The organism is Roseovarius sp. 217, from assembly GCF_000152845.1.
GTDB lineage: Bacteria > Pseudomonadota > Alphaproteobacteria > Rhodobacterales > Rhodobacteraceae > Roseovarius.
Window position 1 is genome coordinate 1,185,751 of the sequence record NZ_CH902584.1, and the last position, 15,383, is coordinate 1,201,133.

Below are 15,383 nucleotides of genomic sequence, written 5' to 3' on the forward strand. Positions count from 1 at the left end.
CAAATGGCTTTGCATTTCTGAGGCGAATCGCAAAAGGCTGCGCTCAGCCGTCCAAAGAGCGGTGCAGGGAAGGACTGTGAGAGACATGAAAATCGGTTTCATCGGGCTGGGGAATGTTGGTGGCAAGCTGTCGGGCAGCCTATTGCGCAACGGTCACGATCTGACGGTGCACGATCTGAATGCGGAGCTGGTGCAATCCTTCGTGGTGCGCGGGGCCAAGGCCGCCGCAAGCCCGGCGCAGATGATGGGCGATTGCGAGATCGTGATCACCTGCCTGCCGTCGCCCGCCGCCTCGGATGCCGTCATGCAGCAGATGTTGCCCGAGGTCGGCCCCGGCAAGATCTGGCTGGAGATGTCGACCACCGATGCGGATGAGATCCGCCGTTTGGGCGGGCTTGTGATCGCGCGGGGGGGCGCGGCAGTGGATTGCCCGGTCTCGGGCGGCTGCCACCGGGCCGATACCGGCAATATCTCGATCTTTGCCGGATGTGACCGGGCCACGTTCGAGCGTATTCTGCCGCTTTTGACAACCATGGGGCGGCGCGTTTTGCATACGGGCGATCTGGGCAGCGCGTCTCTGCTCAAGGTGATGACGAATTATTTGGCGACCGCCAATTTGCTGACGCTCTGCGAGGCGATGGTGACGATGAAGGGGGCCGGGCTTGACCTTGCGACGACCTATGAGGCGATCAAGATCAGTTCGGGCACGTCTTTTGTGCATGAGACCGAAAGTCAGGTGATCCTCAACGGGAGCCGCGACATCAGTTTCACCATGGATCTGGTCAAAAAGGATATCGGGCTGTTTCAGAAGATCGCCGATGATGCGGGCGTGCCGCTGGAAATTTCGCCACTGATGATCTCGATCTTTGACGACGGTATTCGGCGTTATGGCGCGCGGGCGCAATCGGATGATATCATCCGGCGACTGGAAGAGGCGACCGGCCTTGATATTCGCGCCCCGGGGTTTCCGGCGGAAATGGTTGATGATGAGCCCGAAGAACAGGGCTATGAGGTTGTCCCGCCGGGGCGCTAGGCCGTTAACCACGGAGTCGGGAAAGATTTGCCAGACAGGCGCGTTGGGCCTTTAATCATCGCGGGTCAATGTGAGTGGCGTGCGATGCTGATGTTTGCGAGTCTTCTGGGAATGGTCGCCGTTGGCGCGGCGGCGTTTGTTGGATTTCAACCCGTGGCGGAGGAGGTTGAGACCGACAGCGGCGAAGATGAGCGCGGCAATGAGGGGCCTGACCTGATCCAGAGCGTGTTTGGTCCGCAGCCGCCTGTCGGCGCGGGCGAGGTCGTCAGTGGGACACCTGAGGCAGAGGACATCACCGGGACCGAGGGGGACGATCAGATCAACGGTCTGGAGGCAGATGATACGATTTCCGGCGGGACCGGGAATGACAGTCTGCTTGGCGCTCAGGGTGATGATCGGATTTCCGGCGAGGCCGGCGACGATACCCTGCATGGCGGCGATGGGGCGGATGTGCTCGCGGGGGGAGAGGGGCGCGACGCGCTCTATGGCCATAATGACGCGGATGATCTGTCTGGCGGCGTGGGCGATGACAGCCTTGTCGGCAGCGCCGGAAATGATCTCTTGCACGGGGATGCGGGCGACGATGCGCTGCACGGTGATCTGGACGATGATACGCTGCACGGGGGGTTGGGGCGTGATACGCTGTTTGGCGGCTGGGGCGATGATGTGGTCGTTGGGCTGGTCGATGATCCGGCGACCTTTGGTCTTGATGACATCGACGGTGGTGATTTCCTCAATGGTGGCCCCGGTGACGATCTGATCCTCGCCGGTCATGACGATCTGGTGGATGCGGGGGAGGGGGCCGATTTGATTGTGCTGGGGGATTGGATTTCGGCGGGTCATGCGGCGGAGATCGTCGATTTTGATACCGAAGAGGACCGGCTCTTGGTCTTTTATGATGCGTTGAGCGGTGGTGATCCCACGCTCAGCCTTGAACCTGATGCAGAGGGCGGCCCGGTCCAAAACCTGCTGTTGAATGGTGTTGCCATCGCAACGATCGCCAATGCATCCGGCCTGACGCTGGATCACATCGCGCTGATACCGCAGAGCGCAATGGCCGAAATCAGCGGCCTCTAGCCACAGGGCGCAGCCGCAGCGATTCGCGCTTTCAATTCCAGAGATTTTCTCCTATACGCGCGTATCCTTTGGGCATGGTCCCGAGGGCTTTCCATGGACCTTGCTGGACGACATCCCGGCTTGTGCCCGACACACTTTATGCAAGGAGACCCCGATGTCGATTACCGCAGAAGAAAAAGACCGCGTCATCAAGGAATTCGGAACCAAAGAAGGCGACACTGGTTCGCCGGAAGTGCAGGTTGCCATTCTGACCTCGCGGATCACCACGCTGACCGAGCATTTCAAGACCCACAAGAAAGACAACCACGGTCGTCGTGGCCTTTTGATGATGGTCGCACAGCGCCGCAAGCTGCTGGATTACCTCAAGGGCAAGAACGAGGGCCGGTATCTGGACCTCATCAAGCGCCTCGGCATCCGCCGCTAAGACAAAATACCGCGCCTCCAAAAGGGCGCGGTTTTCGTATGATCCGATTGCTGTCTCGGTTTGGCTTTGCCGGGATAGCAGGATGAAGACCAAAAAGCCGCGGGGCAATGCGGCCCCGGATGCAAATGGGCCCGACGGGATACGCCCGGATCGGCCAAATTAGGAAACGTGATGTTTAAAGAGACGAAAAAATCGATGCAGTGGGGGGAAGAGACCCTCACTCTGGAAACTGGCAAGATCGCCCGTCAGGCGGATGGAACGGTTATTGCCACCCTTGGCGAGACCTCGGTCATGGCCAATGTGACCTTTGCCAAAGAGGCAAAGCCCGGTCAGGACTTTTTTCCGCTGACCGTTCATTACCAAGAGAGATACTATGCCGCCGGCAAAGTGCCCGGTGGCTTTTTCAAGCGTGAAGCACGGCCCTCTGAGAAAGAGACGCTGACCGCACGCCTGATCGACCGTCCGATCCGCCCGCTGTTCGTGCCGGGTTTCAAACATGAAACACTGGTGATGTGCACCGTGCTCAGCCACGATCTGGTCAATGACCCCGATATCGTGGCCATGATCGCAACCTCTGCGGCGCTGACCATTTCGGGCGCACCCTTCATGGGTCCGATCGCGGGTTGCCGGGTGGGTTTTGTGGATGGGGAGTATATCCTCAACCCCGAAATCGACGACATGCACAATCTGCGCAACAATCCCGAGCAGCGGCTCGATCTGGTTGTCGCGGGCACCAAAGATGCCGTGATGATGGTCGAATCCGAGGCCTATGAGCTGACCGAAGAGGAAATGCTGGGCGCCGTTACCTTTGCGCATGAGCAAATCCAACCGGTCTGTGACCTGATCATCTCGCTCGCCGAAGACTGCGCGAAAGAGCCGTTCAACTTTACCCCGCCGGATTACTCGGAGCTCTACGCAGCGGTCAAAGCCGCTGGTGCAGAGCAGATGCACGCGGCTTTTGCCATTCGCGACAAGCAGGAACGCACCCATGCGATTTCCGCAGCCCGTGAGGCCATTAAGGCCAAGCTGAGCGAAGAGCAGCTTGCCGATGAAAACCTTGGTTCGGCGTTCAAGAAGCTGGAATCGAGTGTTCTGCGCGGCGACGTGGTCAAGAATGGCAACCGGATCGACGGGCGTCGTCTAGATGAGATCCGTTCGATCGTTTGCGAAACGGGTCTTTTGCCGCGCACCCATGGGTCGTCGCTGTTCACACGCGGCGAAACGCAGGCGCTGGTCGTGACCACGCTGGGCACCGGCGATGACGAGCAGTTCATTGACGCGCTGCACGGGAATTTCAAATCGAACTTCTTGCTGCATTATAACTTCCCTCCGTATTCGGTGGGCGAAGCTGGGCGCGTTGGCCCTCCGGGTCGTCGTGAAATCGGCCATGGCAAGCTCGCTTGGCGTGCGCTTCAGGCGGTTCTGCCGCCCGCGACCGATTTTCCCTACACGATCCGTCTGGTGTCTGAGATCACCGAATCGAACGGCTCTTCGTCCATGGCTTCGGTCTGTGGCGGGTCGCTGTCGATGATGGATGCGGGCGTGCCTCTCAAGACGTCTGTGGCCGGTGTGGCCATGGGTCTCGTGCTGGAAGAAGACGGCTCTTTTGCGATCCTGTCGGATATTCTGGGGGATGAAGATCACCTCGGCGATATGGATTTCAAAGTGGCTGGCACCGCGGATGGCATCACCTCGCTGCAGATGGATATCAAGGTTGCGGGCATCACGCCCGAGATCATGAAGAAAGCTCTGGAGCAGGCGAAAGCCGGTCGTTTGCACATCCTCGGCGAGATGGACAAGGCGCTGTCGGGTGCGGCAGAGTTCAGCGTTCATGCGCCGCGCATCGAGACCATGCAGATCCCCACCGACAAGATCCGGGAAGTCATCGGATCGGGCGGCAAGGTGATCCGCGAGATCGTCGAAGTGTCCGGGGCCAAGGTCGATATCAACGACGAGGGCATCATCAAGATCGCCTCGCCGAATGGTGAATCGATCAAGAAGGCCTATGACATGATCTGGTCGATCGTGGCCGAGCCGGAAGAGGGCAAGGTCTATGACGGCAAGGTCGTCAAGCTGGTGGATTTTGGCGCTTTCGTCAATTTCTTTGGCAAGCGGGACGGTCTGGTGCATGTCAGCCAGATCGAGAACCGTCGTCTGAACCATCCGAGCGACGTGCTCAAGGAAGGTCAGGACGTGAAGGTCAAGCTCTTGGGCTTTGACGATCGCGGCAAGGTGCGTCTGTCGATGAAAGTTGTCGATCAGGTCACTGGTGAAGAGGTCGCGCCCGAGAAGGGCGATAAAGACGCCGACTGAAACGCAGTCGCCGTTTGACATTGGCCCCGGTGGAAACGCCAGGGCCTTTTTCATGCCGTGGGTGACGCGACGTCATGCGCTCATTTGGCCCTAAGGTAAGGTTTTCCATACGGGACAAGAGCCCGGTTATTCCCCATGAAGATAAGGTTGATTTCTGCGACATGTACCCGAATGGTCAGGTTGACGAGTTGCGCGCAGTGTACGATCAAATTGGCAGCGCCATCACTCACGAAAGTGCTTGCCAGTTGGCCCCGGCGGAAACGCCGGGGCATTTTTCTAAGATCGCTGGCGTTTCTGCCGCCAAGGGCAGCCGGGCATCCCCGACTTAGTCGATCAACGCCTCGATCTTTTGCGTGATCTGGCCAGAGGTTGGGCGAGTGGTCGACCCCCAAGTGCCGATAACGCGGCCATCGGGCGCAATCAGAACCTTGTTGAAGTTCCAGGACGGGGCAAATCCGGTCTCGGTGCGGAGGGACGCATAGAACGGATGCGCAGCATTGCCGCTCACGGACGTGATGGTGGTCATGGGAAGATCGAGGCCAAAGTTGACCTCGCAGAATTCCTTGACCTCTGCCTCGCTGGACAGCTCTTGGCGGAAGTCGTCCGAGGGCACGGCAAGCACGACGAGACCCCTGTCACGGTAGCGGTCATAGAGCGTCTGAAGCCCGTCATACTGTGGGGTAAAGCCGCAGCGTGACGCGGTGTTGACCACAAGCACGGGCTGGCCAGACCAATCCGACAGCCTGATCTCACCGCCGTCGATATTGCCAAAGGGCGCCGTGAGGTCGAGCGCTGCGGCGGGCAGCGCGACGAGGGACACAAGAATGAAACCGAGCAGGCGCATGATATCCTCCTGTCAACCTGTAGAGATACGCCGTGACAGACATTGCGGATCACGTCACGCTATTTGATTTTTGCCGCGCCACCCCATCTGTTAACATAGAATGATCACAGGAGGTGTCTACCGTGACCCAGTACAGCAAAACCCCGGAGAAACTCGCAGCGCTCAGCCGCGAAGAATTCCGGGTGACGCAGCAGAGCGGAACAGAACATCCCGGCACCGGCAAGTATCTGCACAACAAGGAGCCGGGGATCTATGTGGATATTGTCAGCGGCGAGCCGCTCTTTGCCAGTTCGGACAAGTACGAATCGGGGTGCGGCTGGCCGAGTTTCACCAAGCCGATTGAGCCTGCGCATGTGAAAGAGTCACATGATTTCACGATGGGCATGATTCGGACGGAGGTGCGCAGCGCGCATGGCGATAGCCATCTTGGCCATGTTTTTCCGGATGGGCCGCGGGATCGGGGCGGGTTGCGCTATTGCATCAATTCAGCGAGCCTGCGATTCATACATCGTGATGACATGGAAGCAGAGGGATACGAAGCGTATCTCGATCAGGTGGAGGATGTAGCATGAGCGAACGTGCCGTATTGGCAGGGGGCTGTTTCTGGGGCATGCAGGATCTGATCCGCAAGATTCCGGGCGTGATATCGACCCGCGTGGGCTATACCGGCGGCAATGTTCCCAATGCCACCTATCGCAATCATGGGACGCATGCCGAAGGCATCGAGATCCACTTTGATCCGGCCAAGGTCACCTATCGTCGGCTGTTGGAGTTCTTCTTTCAGATCCACGATCCGACCACGGTGAACCGGCAGGGCAATGACGTGGGCATGAGCTATCGGTCGGCGATCTACTTTTGCAACGAAGCGCAAAAGGCCGAGGCGCTGCGCACGATTGCCGATGTCGAGGCGAGTGGGCTCTGGCCCGGCAAGGTGGTGACAGAGGTGGAGCCGGTCGGGGAGTTCTGGGAGGCGGAGCCGGAGCATCAGGATTATCTCAAGCGGTTCCCGCAGGGCTATACCTGCCACTTTCCGCGGGCCGATTGGGTGTTGCCACGCAAGGCGGCGGAAACCGACGCCTGAGGCGGAACAGAGACTGAGTTTACAGATCATAGGGCGATGGACCCGAGAACATGCGCCCTCTGACTGGAATATCGCTCAAGCTCATTTCGGTGATGCTCTTCATCACCATGTCATCGCTGATCAAGGCCACGGCGGCGCATGTACCGCCGGGCGAGGCGGTGTTTTTTCGCTCGTTCTTTGCGATTCCGGTGATCCTGATCTGGCTGACGCTGCGTGGGGATCTGCGCACGGGTCTCAGGGCCACCTCGCCGATGAGCCATTTTTGGCGGGGATTCGTGGGCACTGCGGCGATGGGCCTTGGCTTTGCCGCCTTGGGTATGTTGCCGTTGCCAGAGGTGACGGCGCTCAGCTATGCCGCGCCGCTGTTGGTGGTGATCTTTGCGGCGATGTTTCTCAATGAACAGGTCGGCGTCTTTCGGATTGGCGCGGTGGCGCTTGGCCTTGGGGGTGTGTTGATCGTTCTGGCACCGCGCCTGACGGCGCTGAGTGGGCCGACGGTGGAGACCATGCAGGCGGTGGGCGCGATGCTGGCCGTGACAGGGGCGATCTGTGCCGCGCTCGCGCAAATCTATGTCCGCAAATTGGTGCAGACCGAGGAGACCAGCGCGATTGTGTTCTATTTCTCGGTCACGTCGACGGTGCTGTCGTTTCTGACGATCCCGTTCGGATGGGTCATGCCGACCGGACCGGAGCTTGGACTGCTTGTTCTGGCGGGCCTGCTTGGCGGATTGGGCCAGATATTTCTGACGTCTTCGTATCGCTTTGCTGATGCCAGTGTGGTGGCCCCGTTTGACTATGCGTCGATCCTCTTTGCCTTGGGGATTGGCTATTTCATCTTTGATGAGGTGCCGACGCGCGCGATGCTGACAGGGGCGTCGCTGGTCATTCTGGCGGGCATCATCATCATACTGCGTGAGCGGCAGTTGGGTATCCAGCGCAATCGCGCACGTTCGGCCCGGACGCCGGAGTAGGATCAGCCTCCGGTCAGCGTGGCCAGAGCATAGGGCGGCCACAGCATCGCACGCCGGAATCGGCCCAGAGGCCAGCGGCGCGGCGGTTTGCGCATGATCTCAGGGTAGAGGGCACGTGGGGTGCGGTCCAGCGCCAGGTCGGCAAGGATCGCACCGGCATAGCTCGCCATTGCGACGCCATTGCCGTGATAGGAGAGGCCAGTGAAGGCGCCCGGCATATCCGGGATCGGCCCGGCATAGGGGGTCAGATCCGGGGCAAGGGACAAGAGGCCATTCCAGCTATGCGGTGTTTCGACATGCGCCCAAGCCGGAAACATCGCCTCAAAATGCCGCCGGATCGTGCGGTGCATCCGGGCATCAAAACCCGGAGAGCTAAAGAGACCGCCACGCATACCAAAGAGCATGCGATTGTCGGGCATCAAGCGGAAGTAATGCAGAAAAAAGCGGTCGTCATAGCACATCTGCCGCGTGGTCCAGCCTTGGGCGGCCAGCTCATCGTCGGTCAGGGGGCGGGTGACGATGACGTTGGATTGGGTGGGAATATACCGCGCGCGCATCCAACCCGGCAGATCATCTGACGAATAGCCGTTGGTGGCGACGATCAGGCGGCGGGCTGTAATGCGTGCGTTGGGTGTTGTGAGAGTGAAAAGTCCGGTCTGCTGGATCGCTGTAACGGGCGTGTTGGCATGGATACGCACGCCCGCCCGGCTTGCGGCCTGTGCCAGACCATTTGCGTATTTGAACGGGTTGAGGGCCACGCCAAGGGGCGTGGTGAGCGCCGCGTAGAACGGGCCTTTCATCCCCATCTGGGACAGTTCGGAGCCGGGGATGAAGGTGGGCGTGAGCCCGTAATCGGATTTGATCCGTATCGCACGGTCGGCAAAGCTAGCGGCGGCCTTGGGCGTATGGGCGAGCACGGTTTCGCCATCGGAATGGATGTCGGGGGCGATGCCGTGGGAGTCGATCAGGGCGCGGGTGAAATTCACCGACTCGACCTCGGTGCGGCACCATTCGCGCCGGGCGGATTCGCCGTGCATCTTGCGCAGCATCGCGTCGGAGGCGGCGGAGCCACCGAGGCAGCAAAAGCCACCATTGCGGCCCGATGCGCCCCAACCGGGTATCTGGGCCTCGAACACCCGGACATCCTGCCCCGCCTCTGCAAGATGCAGCGCAGTGGACAGGCCGGTAAAGCCAGCGCCGATTACGGCGACATCACAGGTGATGTCCCCCTCTGCTGCGGGGTAATCGGGCGGCGTCGCCGTGGTCGGCCAATAACAGCGCTCGCGCGGGCCTTCCCCATAGGCATGGGCGGGAAAAACACGGGTCATGCGTGCACGGCGGCGCGTTCGTCAGCCTGTTGGCGCAGCGAGGCGCGTTTCGTGATCAGCGAGGCGGAGATGACCCCAACCGCAACGATCCCGATCATGATGGTCGAGAGCGCGTTGATTTCCGGCGAGACGCCAAGACGCACCGCCGACCAGATCTTGATCGGCAAGGTGGTGGCCGAGGGACCGGCGGTGAAGCTGGCTATCACGAGGTCATCGAGCGACAGGGTGAAGGCCAGAAGCCAGCCGGAAATGACCGCGGGCGCGATGATGGGAAGGGTCACGAGGCGGAAGGCATCGAAGGCCGAACAGCCCAGATCGAGTGCCGCCTCTTCGAGCGAGCGATCAAAGGTGGCCAGGCGCGACGACACAACGACCGAGACGAAACACATCGAGAACGTGGTATGCGCCAGAATGATGGTGAAGATCCCGCGATCCAGCCCAATGCCGATGAAGAGCAGAAGGAGCGACAGGCCGGTGATCACCTCGGGCATGACCAGCGGCGCGTAGATCATGCCAGAAAACAGCGTGCGACCATAGAACCGCCCGGCGCGCACCAGCACGAGGGCCGCCATGGTGCCCAAGATCGTGGCGATGGTCGAGGAGGCCACCGCCACCTTGACCGTCACCCAAGCGGCATCGAGGAAGGACTGGTTGCTGAGCAATTCGCCATACCATTTGGTCGAGAACCCGGCCCAGACCGTCACCAGCTTGGATTCGTTGAAACTATAGGTGATCAGGATGATCATCGGCAGGTAGAGAAAGGCGAATCCAAGCGTGAGCGAGGTGGCGTTGAACCATGTGAGCCGTCTCATTCTTCGGCCTCCCGCTGTTTTTGCTCGTTGCGTTGAAAGAGCACGATGGGGACGATCAGGATCAGCAACAGGACGACGGCCACGGCGCTGGCCACGGGCCAATCCCGGTTGTTGAAGAATTCTTCCCAGAGCACCTTGCCGATCATCAGGGTTTGCGATCCGCCCAAGAGCGAGGGAATGACGAACTCGCCGATAACCGGGATAAAGACCAGAAAGCATCCGGCTATGATGCCGGTTTTCGATAGGGGGACCGTGATCAACCAGAATGCCTTGATCCGCGAACAGCCCAGATCCTCGGCCGCTTCGAGCAGAGAGCCATCCATCCGCTCGAGCGCGGAATAGATCGGCAGGATCATGAACGGGAGGTAGGTGTAGACGATGCCGATATAGACCGCCGTGGGCGTGTTGAGGATGATCAGCGGCTCGGAAATCAGACCGAGTTTCAAGAGCAGCTGATTGAGATAGCCTTCGGTCGAGAGGATGCCCATCCAAGAGTAGACCCGGATGAGAAAGCTGGTCCAGAACGGCAGGATCACCAGCATCATCAGGGTCGGGCGCCAGTGATCCGGCGCATTGGCCATGCCATAGGCGATGGGATAGCCCACCAACAGGGTCAGGATGGTGGCAAGAAAGGCGATCTGGAGTGAGGAGACATACGCCTTCCAGTAGAGATCATCGGTCGTCAGAAAGGCGAAATTCTCTAGGTCCAACGCGCTGAAAAACGCCTTGATCCCCTGCCAGCCCTCGGTGAAATCCAAGGTTGGCGTATAGGGTGGAATGGCTGTGGCGATATCGCTGAGGCTGATCTTGAAAACGATCAGGAACGGCACCATGAAGAGGGCTAGAAGCCAGATATAGGGCAGGAAAATCAGGGTAAAGCGGCGCATCACGTCACCCTTTCAACAAAACGGCGGCGGTATCGGTCCACGATAGCCAGACGATGTCTTCCCAAGTGAAGCCGCGCCGGGACAGGCGGCGGGTATTGGCGGTCTGCGCCTTGATCATCTGACCATTGGGCAAGGCAACGTGATAGGTCGAGAGGTTGCCAAGATAGGCGATGTCGATAATCTTGCCCTGCACGGCGTTGCGACGGTCTGTCGGTTGCTCGGCGCTGATCACCACCTTTTCCGGGCGCAGCGCAATGTGACAGGTCTCGCCATTGTCGAAATTGGTCTCGCTCTCGGCATAGAGCGGCGGCATGCCTTCGGCATAGGCGATTTCATATCCCTCGCCGGATTTACGGGCGGTGCCGGGGATGATCGTGACCTCGCCGATGAAATCGGCGACATAGACGGAATTGGGCATCTCGTAGATGCGCGCGGGCGTGTCGGCCTGAATGATGCTCCCGTTGTCCATCACCGCGACACGACTGGCCACGGTCATCGCCTCTTCCTGATCGTGGGTCACGATCACGAATGTGGTGCCGGTTTTCTCTTGAATATCCATCAGTTCAAACTGGGTCGCCTGCCGCAATTTGGCGTCGAGCGCGCCAAGCGGTTCGTCGAGCAGCAAGAGTTTGGGGGCCTTGGCCAAGCTGCGGGCAAGAGCAACGCGCTGACGCTGACCCCCGGAAATCTGGTGCGGCTTGCGTTTGGCGAATTGTTGCAGGCGCGTGAGCTTGAGCATTTCGTCGACGCGGGCGGCAATCTCGTCCTTGGGTTTGCTATCGCGTTTGAGACCAAAGGCGATGTTCTCCCAGACTGAGAGATGCGGGAAAAGCGCATAGGACTGGAACATCATGTTCACAGCGCGCTTGTTGGGGGGGATCGGTGCAAGATCCTGACCGGCAAGGAGAATCTTGCCCTCCGTCGGCTTTTCAAAGCCTGCCAGCATACGCATCATCGTGGTCTTGCCGCAGCCTGAGGGGCCCAGCAGCGCGAAGAACTCGCGCTCGTAGATGTCGAATGTCTGATTGTCGATCGCGGTAAATTCACCAAACCGCTTGGTCACGCCTTTGAACTGAATGAGTGGCTTTGCCTCTGGATCATTCCAAGGCTCGAAAACAACTTGCGCCATACCTGCCCCCGACTGTTTGAGATCGCCCGCGCATGGATTGGCCATGCGCGGGTAACTGTCTGTCCGGGTCAGGTGCCGGATTTGATCTTGGTCCAGAGACGGGTCACGACGCGCTGAACCTTGGCGTCATAGGGTGTGGTGGTGAAGAGATTGTTCAGAGCCTCTTCCGACGGATAAATCGCCGGATCGCCGATCACGTCCTCAATGAGAAACTCCTGGCTCGCCTTGTTGCCGTTGGCGTAATAGACATAGTTCGACGCGGCGGCCATGTTTTGCGCGTCCATGATATAGTTCAGGAACACATGCGCGCCGTCTGGATTGGGGGCATCGACGGGGATCGCCATCTGGTCGAACCACATCTGCGCGCCTTCCTTGGGGGCGTTATAGACAATCTCGACGCCATTGTCGGCCTCTGCGGCGCGGTCACGGGCCTGAAGAATGTCGCCGGACCAGCCCACAGCCACGCAGATATCACCATTGGCGAGCGCGTTTATATATTCCGAGCTGTTGAATTTCTGGATATATGGGCGCACCGCCATCAACACCGGCTCGATCTTGGCGATCACGTCGGGGTCATGGCTGTTGGGGTCTTCGCCGATGTATTTCAGCGCCATCGGGATCATTTCGGCGGGGGCGTCGAGGAAATGCACACCACACTCGCCCAGCTTGGCCATGTTGTCCGGGTTCAGAACCAGTTCGAGACTGTCGAGCGGCGCATCCTCACCCAGCAGTTCCTTGACCTTGCCGACATTGGCACCGATGCCGGTGGTGCCCCACATGTAGTTGATCGAATAGGCGTTGTCGGGGTCATACTGCGCCGTGCGGCTGCTGACGACGTCCCACATATTCTCGTGATTTGGCAGTTTGGACAGGTCCAGCTTCTGGAAGGCGCCAGCTTCGATTTGCCGCTGGAGGAAGGTGCCCGACGGGACAACCACATCATAGCCGGAGCCGCCCGCGAGCATCTTGGTTTCCAGAACCTCGTTGCTGTCAAAGACGTCATAGATCAGCTTGAGCCCGGTGTCCGCCTCGAACTTGGTCAGCAGTTCCTCGTCGATGTAATCGGACCAGTTGTAGACCCTTACCTCTTGCGCCTGCGCGGCAAAAGCGCCGAGCGCGATGGTGGCTGTCGTTGTCAGTATCAGATTTCGCATCATGTTCTCCCGTTGATCGGCATGTGTCTGCCTTAAAGCGGATTTGATCAAAAAATACCGCTCATGGCAATATGGTAATGTTTTCATGCAGAAGCTAAACTCGCAAGGCCAGACGTAGACCTGCCTGATCGGAATGCTTTGCAGATGAACACCGCCGCACAGAAATTCAGCACCGACGGGGGCGATATGCCCCGCCTGCCCGCGCATGAGTTGATTTATCGACAGCTTCGCGATTTGGTTCTGTTCGGGGATCTTGCGCCCGGTCAGGCCGTGACAATTCAAGGGCTGTCGGAGCGTCTGGAGGCGGGCATGACCCCGGTGCGCGAGGCAATCCGCCGCCTGATCGCAGAAGGCGCGTTAGAGTTTCAGGGCAATCGCCGGGTCTGTGTGCCCCTGTTGACCGCCGATAATATCAGCGAATTGATCTATGCAAGACAATGGCTTGACCCCTATTTGACGCTGCGCGCCACGGAGCGGGCGAGTCTTGCGGATCTGGATCAACTGGCAGCGTTGGATGATGAATTGGATCGCGCAATCCTGCGGGGAGACCTGCGGGCCTATCTTGAACTGAACTACCGATTTCACAAGCGGCTCTATGAGATTGCACAGGCGCCGATCCTTGCGGATGTCGCGGATGGGCTGTGGCTTCGGTTCGGGCCATCGCTCCGGGTGGTCTGTGGACGCATGGGCACGCAGAACCTGCCGGACAAGCACAAGGACATGCTGGCCGCGATGCATGCCCATGATGCAGAGGCCGCAGCGCGCGCCATTCGCGAGGATGTGATTCAGGGAATGGAGCAAGTGCGCCATTCTCTTGAGCGATCTGGTGCCGCTTACTGATTCGATTGACACCAGATAATTTGATCATATTTTGGGTGCACCGGCTGCGCTTGCGCAGCTTAACCGACTCTGGAAAGGGAATGCCATGACGATGATCACCAATCACATGCCGACTGCTGAATTGCAGGCGCTGGATGCCGCGCATCACATGCACCCCTTTACCCATGGCAATCAATTGGGGAGCAAAGGCGCGCGAATCATCACCCGCGCCAAGGGTGTGACCCTGACGGATAGCGAAGGCAATATGATCCTCGACGGGATGGGCGGTCTCTGGTGTGTCAATATCGGCTATGGCCGCAAGGAGCTGGCGGACGTGGCGGCCCGGCAGATGCTGGAACTGCCGTTCTACAACACGTTTTTCCAGACCAGCCATGTGCCCGCTATCGCACTGGCTGCAAAACTGGCCGAACTGGCGCCGGGTGATCTCAACCATGTGTTCTACGCCGGGTCGGGGTCTGAGGCGAATGACACCAATATCCGCATGGTCCGCACCTATTGGGCACAGTTGGGCGAGCCGGAGCGCAATATCATTATCAGCCGCAAGAATGCCTATCACGGGTCGAGCGTGGGCAGTGGCAGTTTGGGCGGCATGTCGGGTATCCATGCCCAGGGCGGGTTGCCCATTCCGAACATTCACCACATTGACCAGCCGCATTGGTATGCCGAAGGCGGCGATAGCGACCCCGAGGCGTTTGGACTGGAGCGCGCGCGGCAGCTTGAGGCCAAAATCGAGGAACTGGGCGCGCACCGCGTCGCCGCCTTTATCGCAGAGCCGGTGCAGGGCGCGGGCGGCGTGATCATTCCGCCCGACAGCTACTGGCCCGAGATTCAGCGGATTTGCGACAAATACGGCATCCTGCTGATTGCCGATGAGGTGATCTGTGGGTTTGGGCGCACCGGCAATTGGTTTGGCAGTCAGACCTATGACATTCGCCCCGATATCATGACCATCGCCAAGGGGCTGAGTTCTGGGTATGCGCCGATTGGCGGCTCTCTGGTGTCGGACCGGGTGGCCGAGGTAATCAACAACTGTGAGTTCAACCACGGTTACACCTATTCCGGGCATCCGGTGTCCTGCGCCGTCGCGTTGGAAAACCTGCGGATTCTCGACGAGGAAAAGATTGTCGAGCGCGTGGCGCAGGATACCGGACCCTATCTGCAAGAGAAATGGAACACGCTGGCCGAGCATCCGCTGGTCGGCGAAACCCGGATCATCGGTATGATGGGATCGCTGGCGCTGACTCCGCACAAGGCGAGCCGCGCCAAGTTTGCATCCGAGCCGGGCACGGCGGGCTATATCTGTCGTGAGCGGTGTTTCGCGAACAATCTGGTGATGCGCCATGTTGGCGACCGGATGATCATCTCGCCGCCGCTGGTGATCTCGAAATCCGAGATCGACACGCTGATCGAGCGGGCGTGGATGTCGCTTGATCAGGCGGAGAAGCAGATCCGCGACGACGGCTTGATGAAGGCCGCTGTCTGAGGCGGGA

General features: G+C 59.5%; 15 protein-coding genes. 9 read left to right on the forward strand and 6 right to left on the reverse strand.

Features of this window, described 5'->3' with window-relative positions:
* The first annotated feature begins 85 nt into the window (after positions 1-85).
* From ROS217_RS05625 to pnp, 4 genes are all read left to right on the forward strand, one after another.
* Positions 86-1,033 carry an NAD(P)-dependent oxidoreductase gene (locus ROS217_RS05625; protein ID WP_009816716.1) on the forward strand — a complete coding sequence of 316 codons (948 nt, stop codon included), beginning with the start codon at positions 86-88 and terminating at the stop codon, positions 1,031-1,033.
* Positions 1,034-1,117: 84 nt separating this feature from the next.
* Positions 1,118-2,110 (forward strand): calcium-binding protein, encoded by a 993-nt coding sequence (locus tag ROS217_RS24880; protein WP_009816717.1) that lies wholly within the window; start codon positions 1,118-1,120, stop codon positions 2,108-2,110.
* A gap of 154 nt (positions 2,111-2,264) precedes the next feature.
* Positions 2,265-2,534, forward strand: coding sequence for a 30S ribosomal protein S15 (gene rpsO, locus ROS217_RS05635; protein WP_009816718.1), 270 nt, complete (start codon positions 2,265-2,267; stop codon positions 2,532-2,534).
* Positions 2,535-2,705: 171 nt separating this feature from the next.
* A complete protein-coding gene (gene pnp, locus ROS217_RS05640; protein WP_009816719.1) occupies positions 2,706-4,847 on the forward strand; it encodes a polyribonucleotide nucleotidyltransferase in 2,142 nt (713 codons plus the stop codon).
* 325 nt (positions 4,848-5,172) lie between these two features.
* Here the strand turns inward: pnp and ROS217_RS05650 are convergent, their stop codons facing one another.
* Complete coding sequence (locus ROS217_RS05650) at positions 5,173-5,691, reverse strand: glutathione peroxidase (protein WP_009816721.1); 519 nt, start codon at positions 5,689-5,691, stop codon at positions 5,173-5,175.
* Between the two features lie 122 nt (positions 5,692-5,813).
* Here ROS217_RS05650 and msrB point away from each other — a divergent pair, with 122 nt between their 5' ends.
* From msrB to ROS217_RS05665, 3 genes are read left to right on the forward strand one after another with little or no spacing between them, the layout of a single operon-like run.
* Positions 5,814-6,263: a peptide-methionine (R)-S-oxide reductase MsrB gene (gene msrB, locus ROS217_RS05655; RefSeq protein ID WP_040650377.1), complete on the forward strand. Its 450-nt coding sequence runs from the start codon at positions 5,814-5,816 to the stop codon at positions 6,261-6,263.
* On the forward strand, positions 6,260-6,772 hold the full coding sequence (gene msrA / locus ROS217_RS05660; protein ID WP_009816723.1) for a peptide-methionine (S)-S-oxide reductase MsrA: 513 nt from the start codon (positions 6,260-6,262) through the stop codon (positions 6,770-6,772). Before msrB ends, msrA begins: the two co-directional genes overlap by 4 nt.
* A 50-nt stretch (positions 6,773-6,822) precedes the next feature.
* On the forward strand, positions 6,823-7,743 hold the full coding sequence (locus ROS217_RS05665; RefSeq protein WP_009816724.1) for a DMT family transporter: 921 nt from the start codon (positions 6,823-6,825) through the stop codon (positions 7,741-7,743).
* A gap of 2 nt (positions 7,744-7,745) precedes the next feature.
* On the opposite strand, the gene ROS217_RS05670 is transcribed toward ROS217_RS05665, so the two are convergent.
* The 5 genes from ROS217_RS05670 to ROS217_RS05690 form a co-directional block, all read right to left on the reverse strand.
* Positions 7,746-9,071 (reverse strand): NAD(P)/FAD-dependent oxidoreductase, encoded by a 1,326-nt coding sequence (locus ROS217_RS05670; RefSeq protein ID WP_009816725.1) that lies wholly within the window; start codon positions 9,069-9,071, stop codon positions 7,746-7,748.
* Positions 9,068-9,883 (reverse strand): ABC transporter permease, encoded by an 816-nt coding sequence (locus tag ROS217_RS05675; RefSeq protein ID WP_009816726.1) that lies wholly within the window; start codon positions 9,881-9,883, stop codon positions 9,068-9,070. Before ROS217_RS05675 ends, ROS217_RS05670 begins: the two co-directional genes overlap by 4 nt.
* Complete coding sequence (locus tag ROS217_RS05680; protein WP_009816727.1) at positions 9,880-10,770, reverse strand: ABC transporter permease subunit; 891 nt, start codon at positions 10,768-10,770, stop codon at positions 9,880-9,882. The genes ROS217_RS05675 and ROS217_RS05680 overlap by 4 nt, the downstream gene beginning before the upstream one ends.
* Positions 10,771-10,774: 4 nt before the next feature.
* On the reverse strand, positions 10,775-11,899 hold the full coding sequence (locus tag ROS217_RS05685; protein WP_040651142.1) for an ABC transporter ATP-binding protein: 1,125 nt from the start codon (positions 11,897-11,899) through the stop codon (positions 10,775-10,777).
* Between the two features lie 68 nt (positions 11,900-11,967).
* On the reverse strand, positions 11,968-13,056 hold the full coding sequence (locus tag ROS217_RS05690) for a polyamine ABC transporter substrate-binding protein (RefSeq protein WP_009816729.1): 1,089 nt from the start codon (positions 13,054-13,056) through the stop codon (positions 11,968-11,970).
* A 141-nt stretch (positions 13,057-13,197) separates the two neighbouring features.
* Between ROS217_RS05690 and ROS217_RS05695 the strand changes: the two genes are divergently transcribed.
* Together ROS217_RS05695 and ROS217_RS05700 are read left to right on the forward strand one after the other, a co-directional pair.
* A complete protein-coding gene (locus ROS217_RS05695; RefSeq protein ID WP_009816730.1) occupies positions 13,198-13,893 on the forward strand; it encodes a GntR family transcriptional regulator in 696 nt (231 codons plus the stop codon).
* 85 nt (positions 13,894-13,978) lie between these two features.
* Positions 13,979-15,376 carry an aspartate aminotransferase family protein gene (locus tag ROS217_RS05700; RefSeq protein WP_009816731.1) on the forward strand — a complete coding sequence of 466 codons (1,398 nt, stop codon included), beginning with the start codon at positions 13,979-13,981 and terminating at the stop codon, positions 15,374-15,376.
* Positions 15,377-15,383: the final 7 nt, after the last annotated feature.

Coding starts and splice junctions, on each gene's coding strand:
- ROS217_RS05625 (WP_009816716.1), top strand. CDS start 86: ATGAAAATCGGTTTCATCGGGCTGGGGAATGTTGGTGGCAAGCTGTCG.
- ROS217_RS24880 (WP_009816717.1), top strand. CDS start 1,118: ATGCTGATGTTTGCGAGTCTTCTGGGAATGGTCGCCGTTGGCGCGGCG.
- rpsO (WP_009816718.1), top strand. CDS start 2,265: ATGTCGATTACCGCAGAAGAAAAAGACCGCGTCATCAAGGAATTCGGA.
- pnp (WP_009816719.1), top strand. CDS start 2,706: ATGTTTAAAGAGACGAAAAAATCGATGCAGTGGGGGGAAGAGACCCTC.
- ROS217_RS05650 (WP_009816721.1), bottom strand. CDS start 5,691: ATGCGCCTGCTCGGTTTCATTCTTGTGTCCCTCGTCGCGCTGCCCGCC.
- msrA (WP_009816723.1), top strand. CDS start 6,260: ATGAGCGAACGTGCCGTATTGGCAGGGGGCTGTTTCTGGGGCATGCAG.
- ROS217_RS05665 (WP_009816724.1), top strand. CDS start 6,823: ATGCGCCCTCTGACTGGAATATCGCTCAAGCTCATTTCGGTGATGCTC.
- ROS217_RS05670 (WP_009816725.1), bottom strand. CDS start 9,071: ATGACCCGTGTTTTTCCCGCCCATGCCTATGGGGAAGGCCCGCGCGAG.
- ROS217_RS05675 (WP_009816726.1), bottom strand. CDS start 9,883: ATGAGACGGCTCACATGGTTCAACGCCACCTCGCTCACGCTTGGATTC.
- ROS217_RS05680 (WP_009816727.1), bottom strand. CDS start 10,770: ATGCGCCGCTTTACCCTGATTTTCCTGCCCTATATCTGGCTTCTAGCC.
- ROS217_RS05685 (WP_040651142.1), bottom strand. CDS start 11,899: ATGGCGCAAGTTGTTTTCGAGCCTTGGAATGATCCAGAGGCAAAGCCA.
- ROS217_RS05690 (WP_009816729.1), bottom strand. CDS start 13,056: ATGATGCGAAATCTGATACTGACAACGACAGCCACCATCGCGCTCGGC.
- ROS217_RS05695 (WP_009816730.1), top strand. CDS start 13,198: ATGAACACCGCCGCACAGAAATTCAGCACCGACGGGGGCGATATGCCC.
- ROS217_RS05700 (WP_009816731.1), top strand. CDS start 13,979: ATGACGATGATCACCAATCACATGCCGACTGCTGAATTGCAGGCGCTG.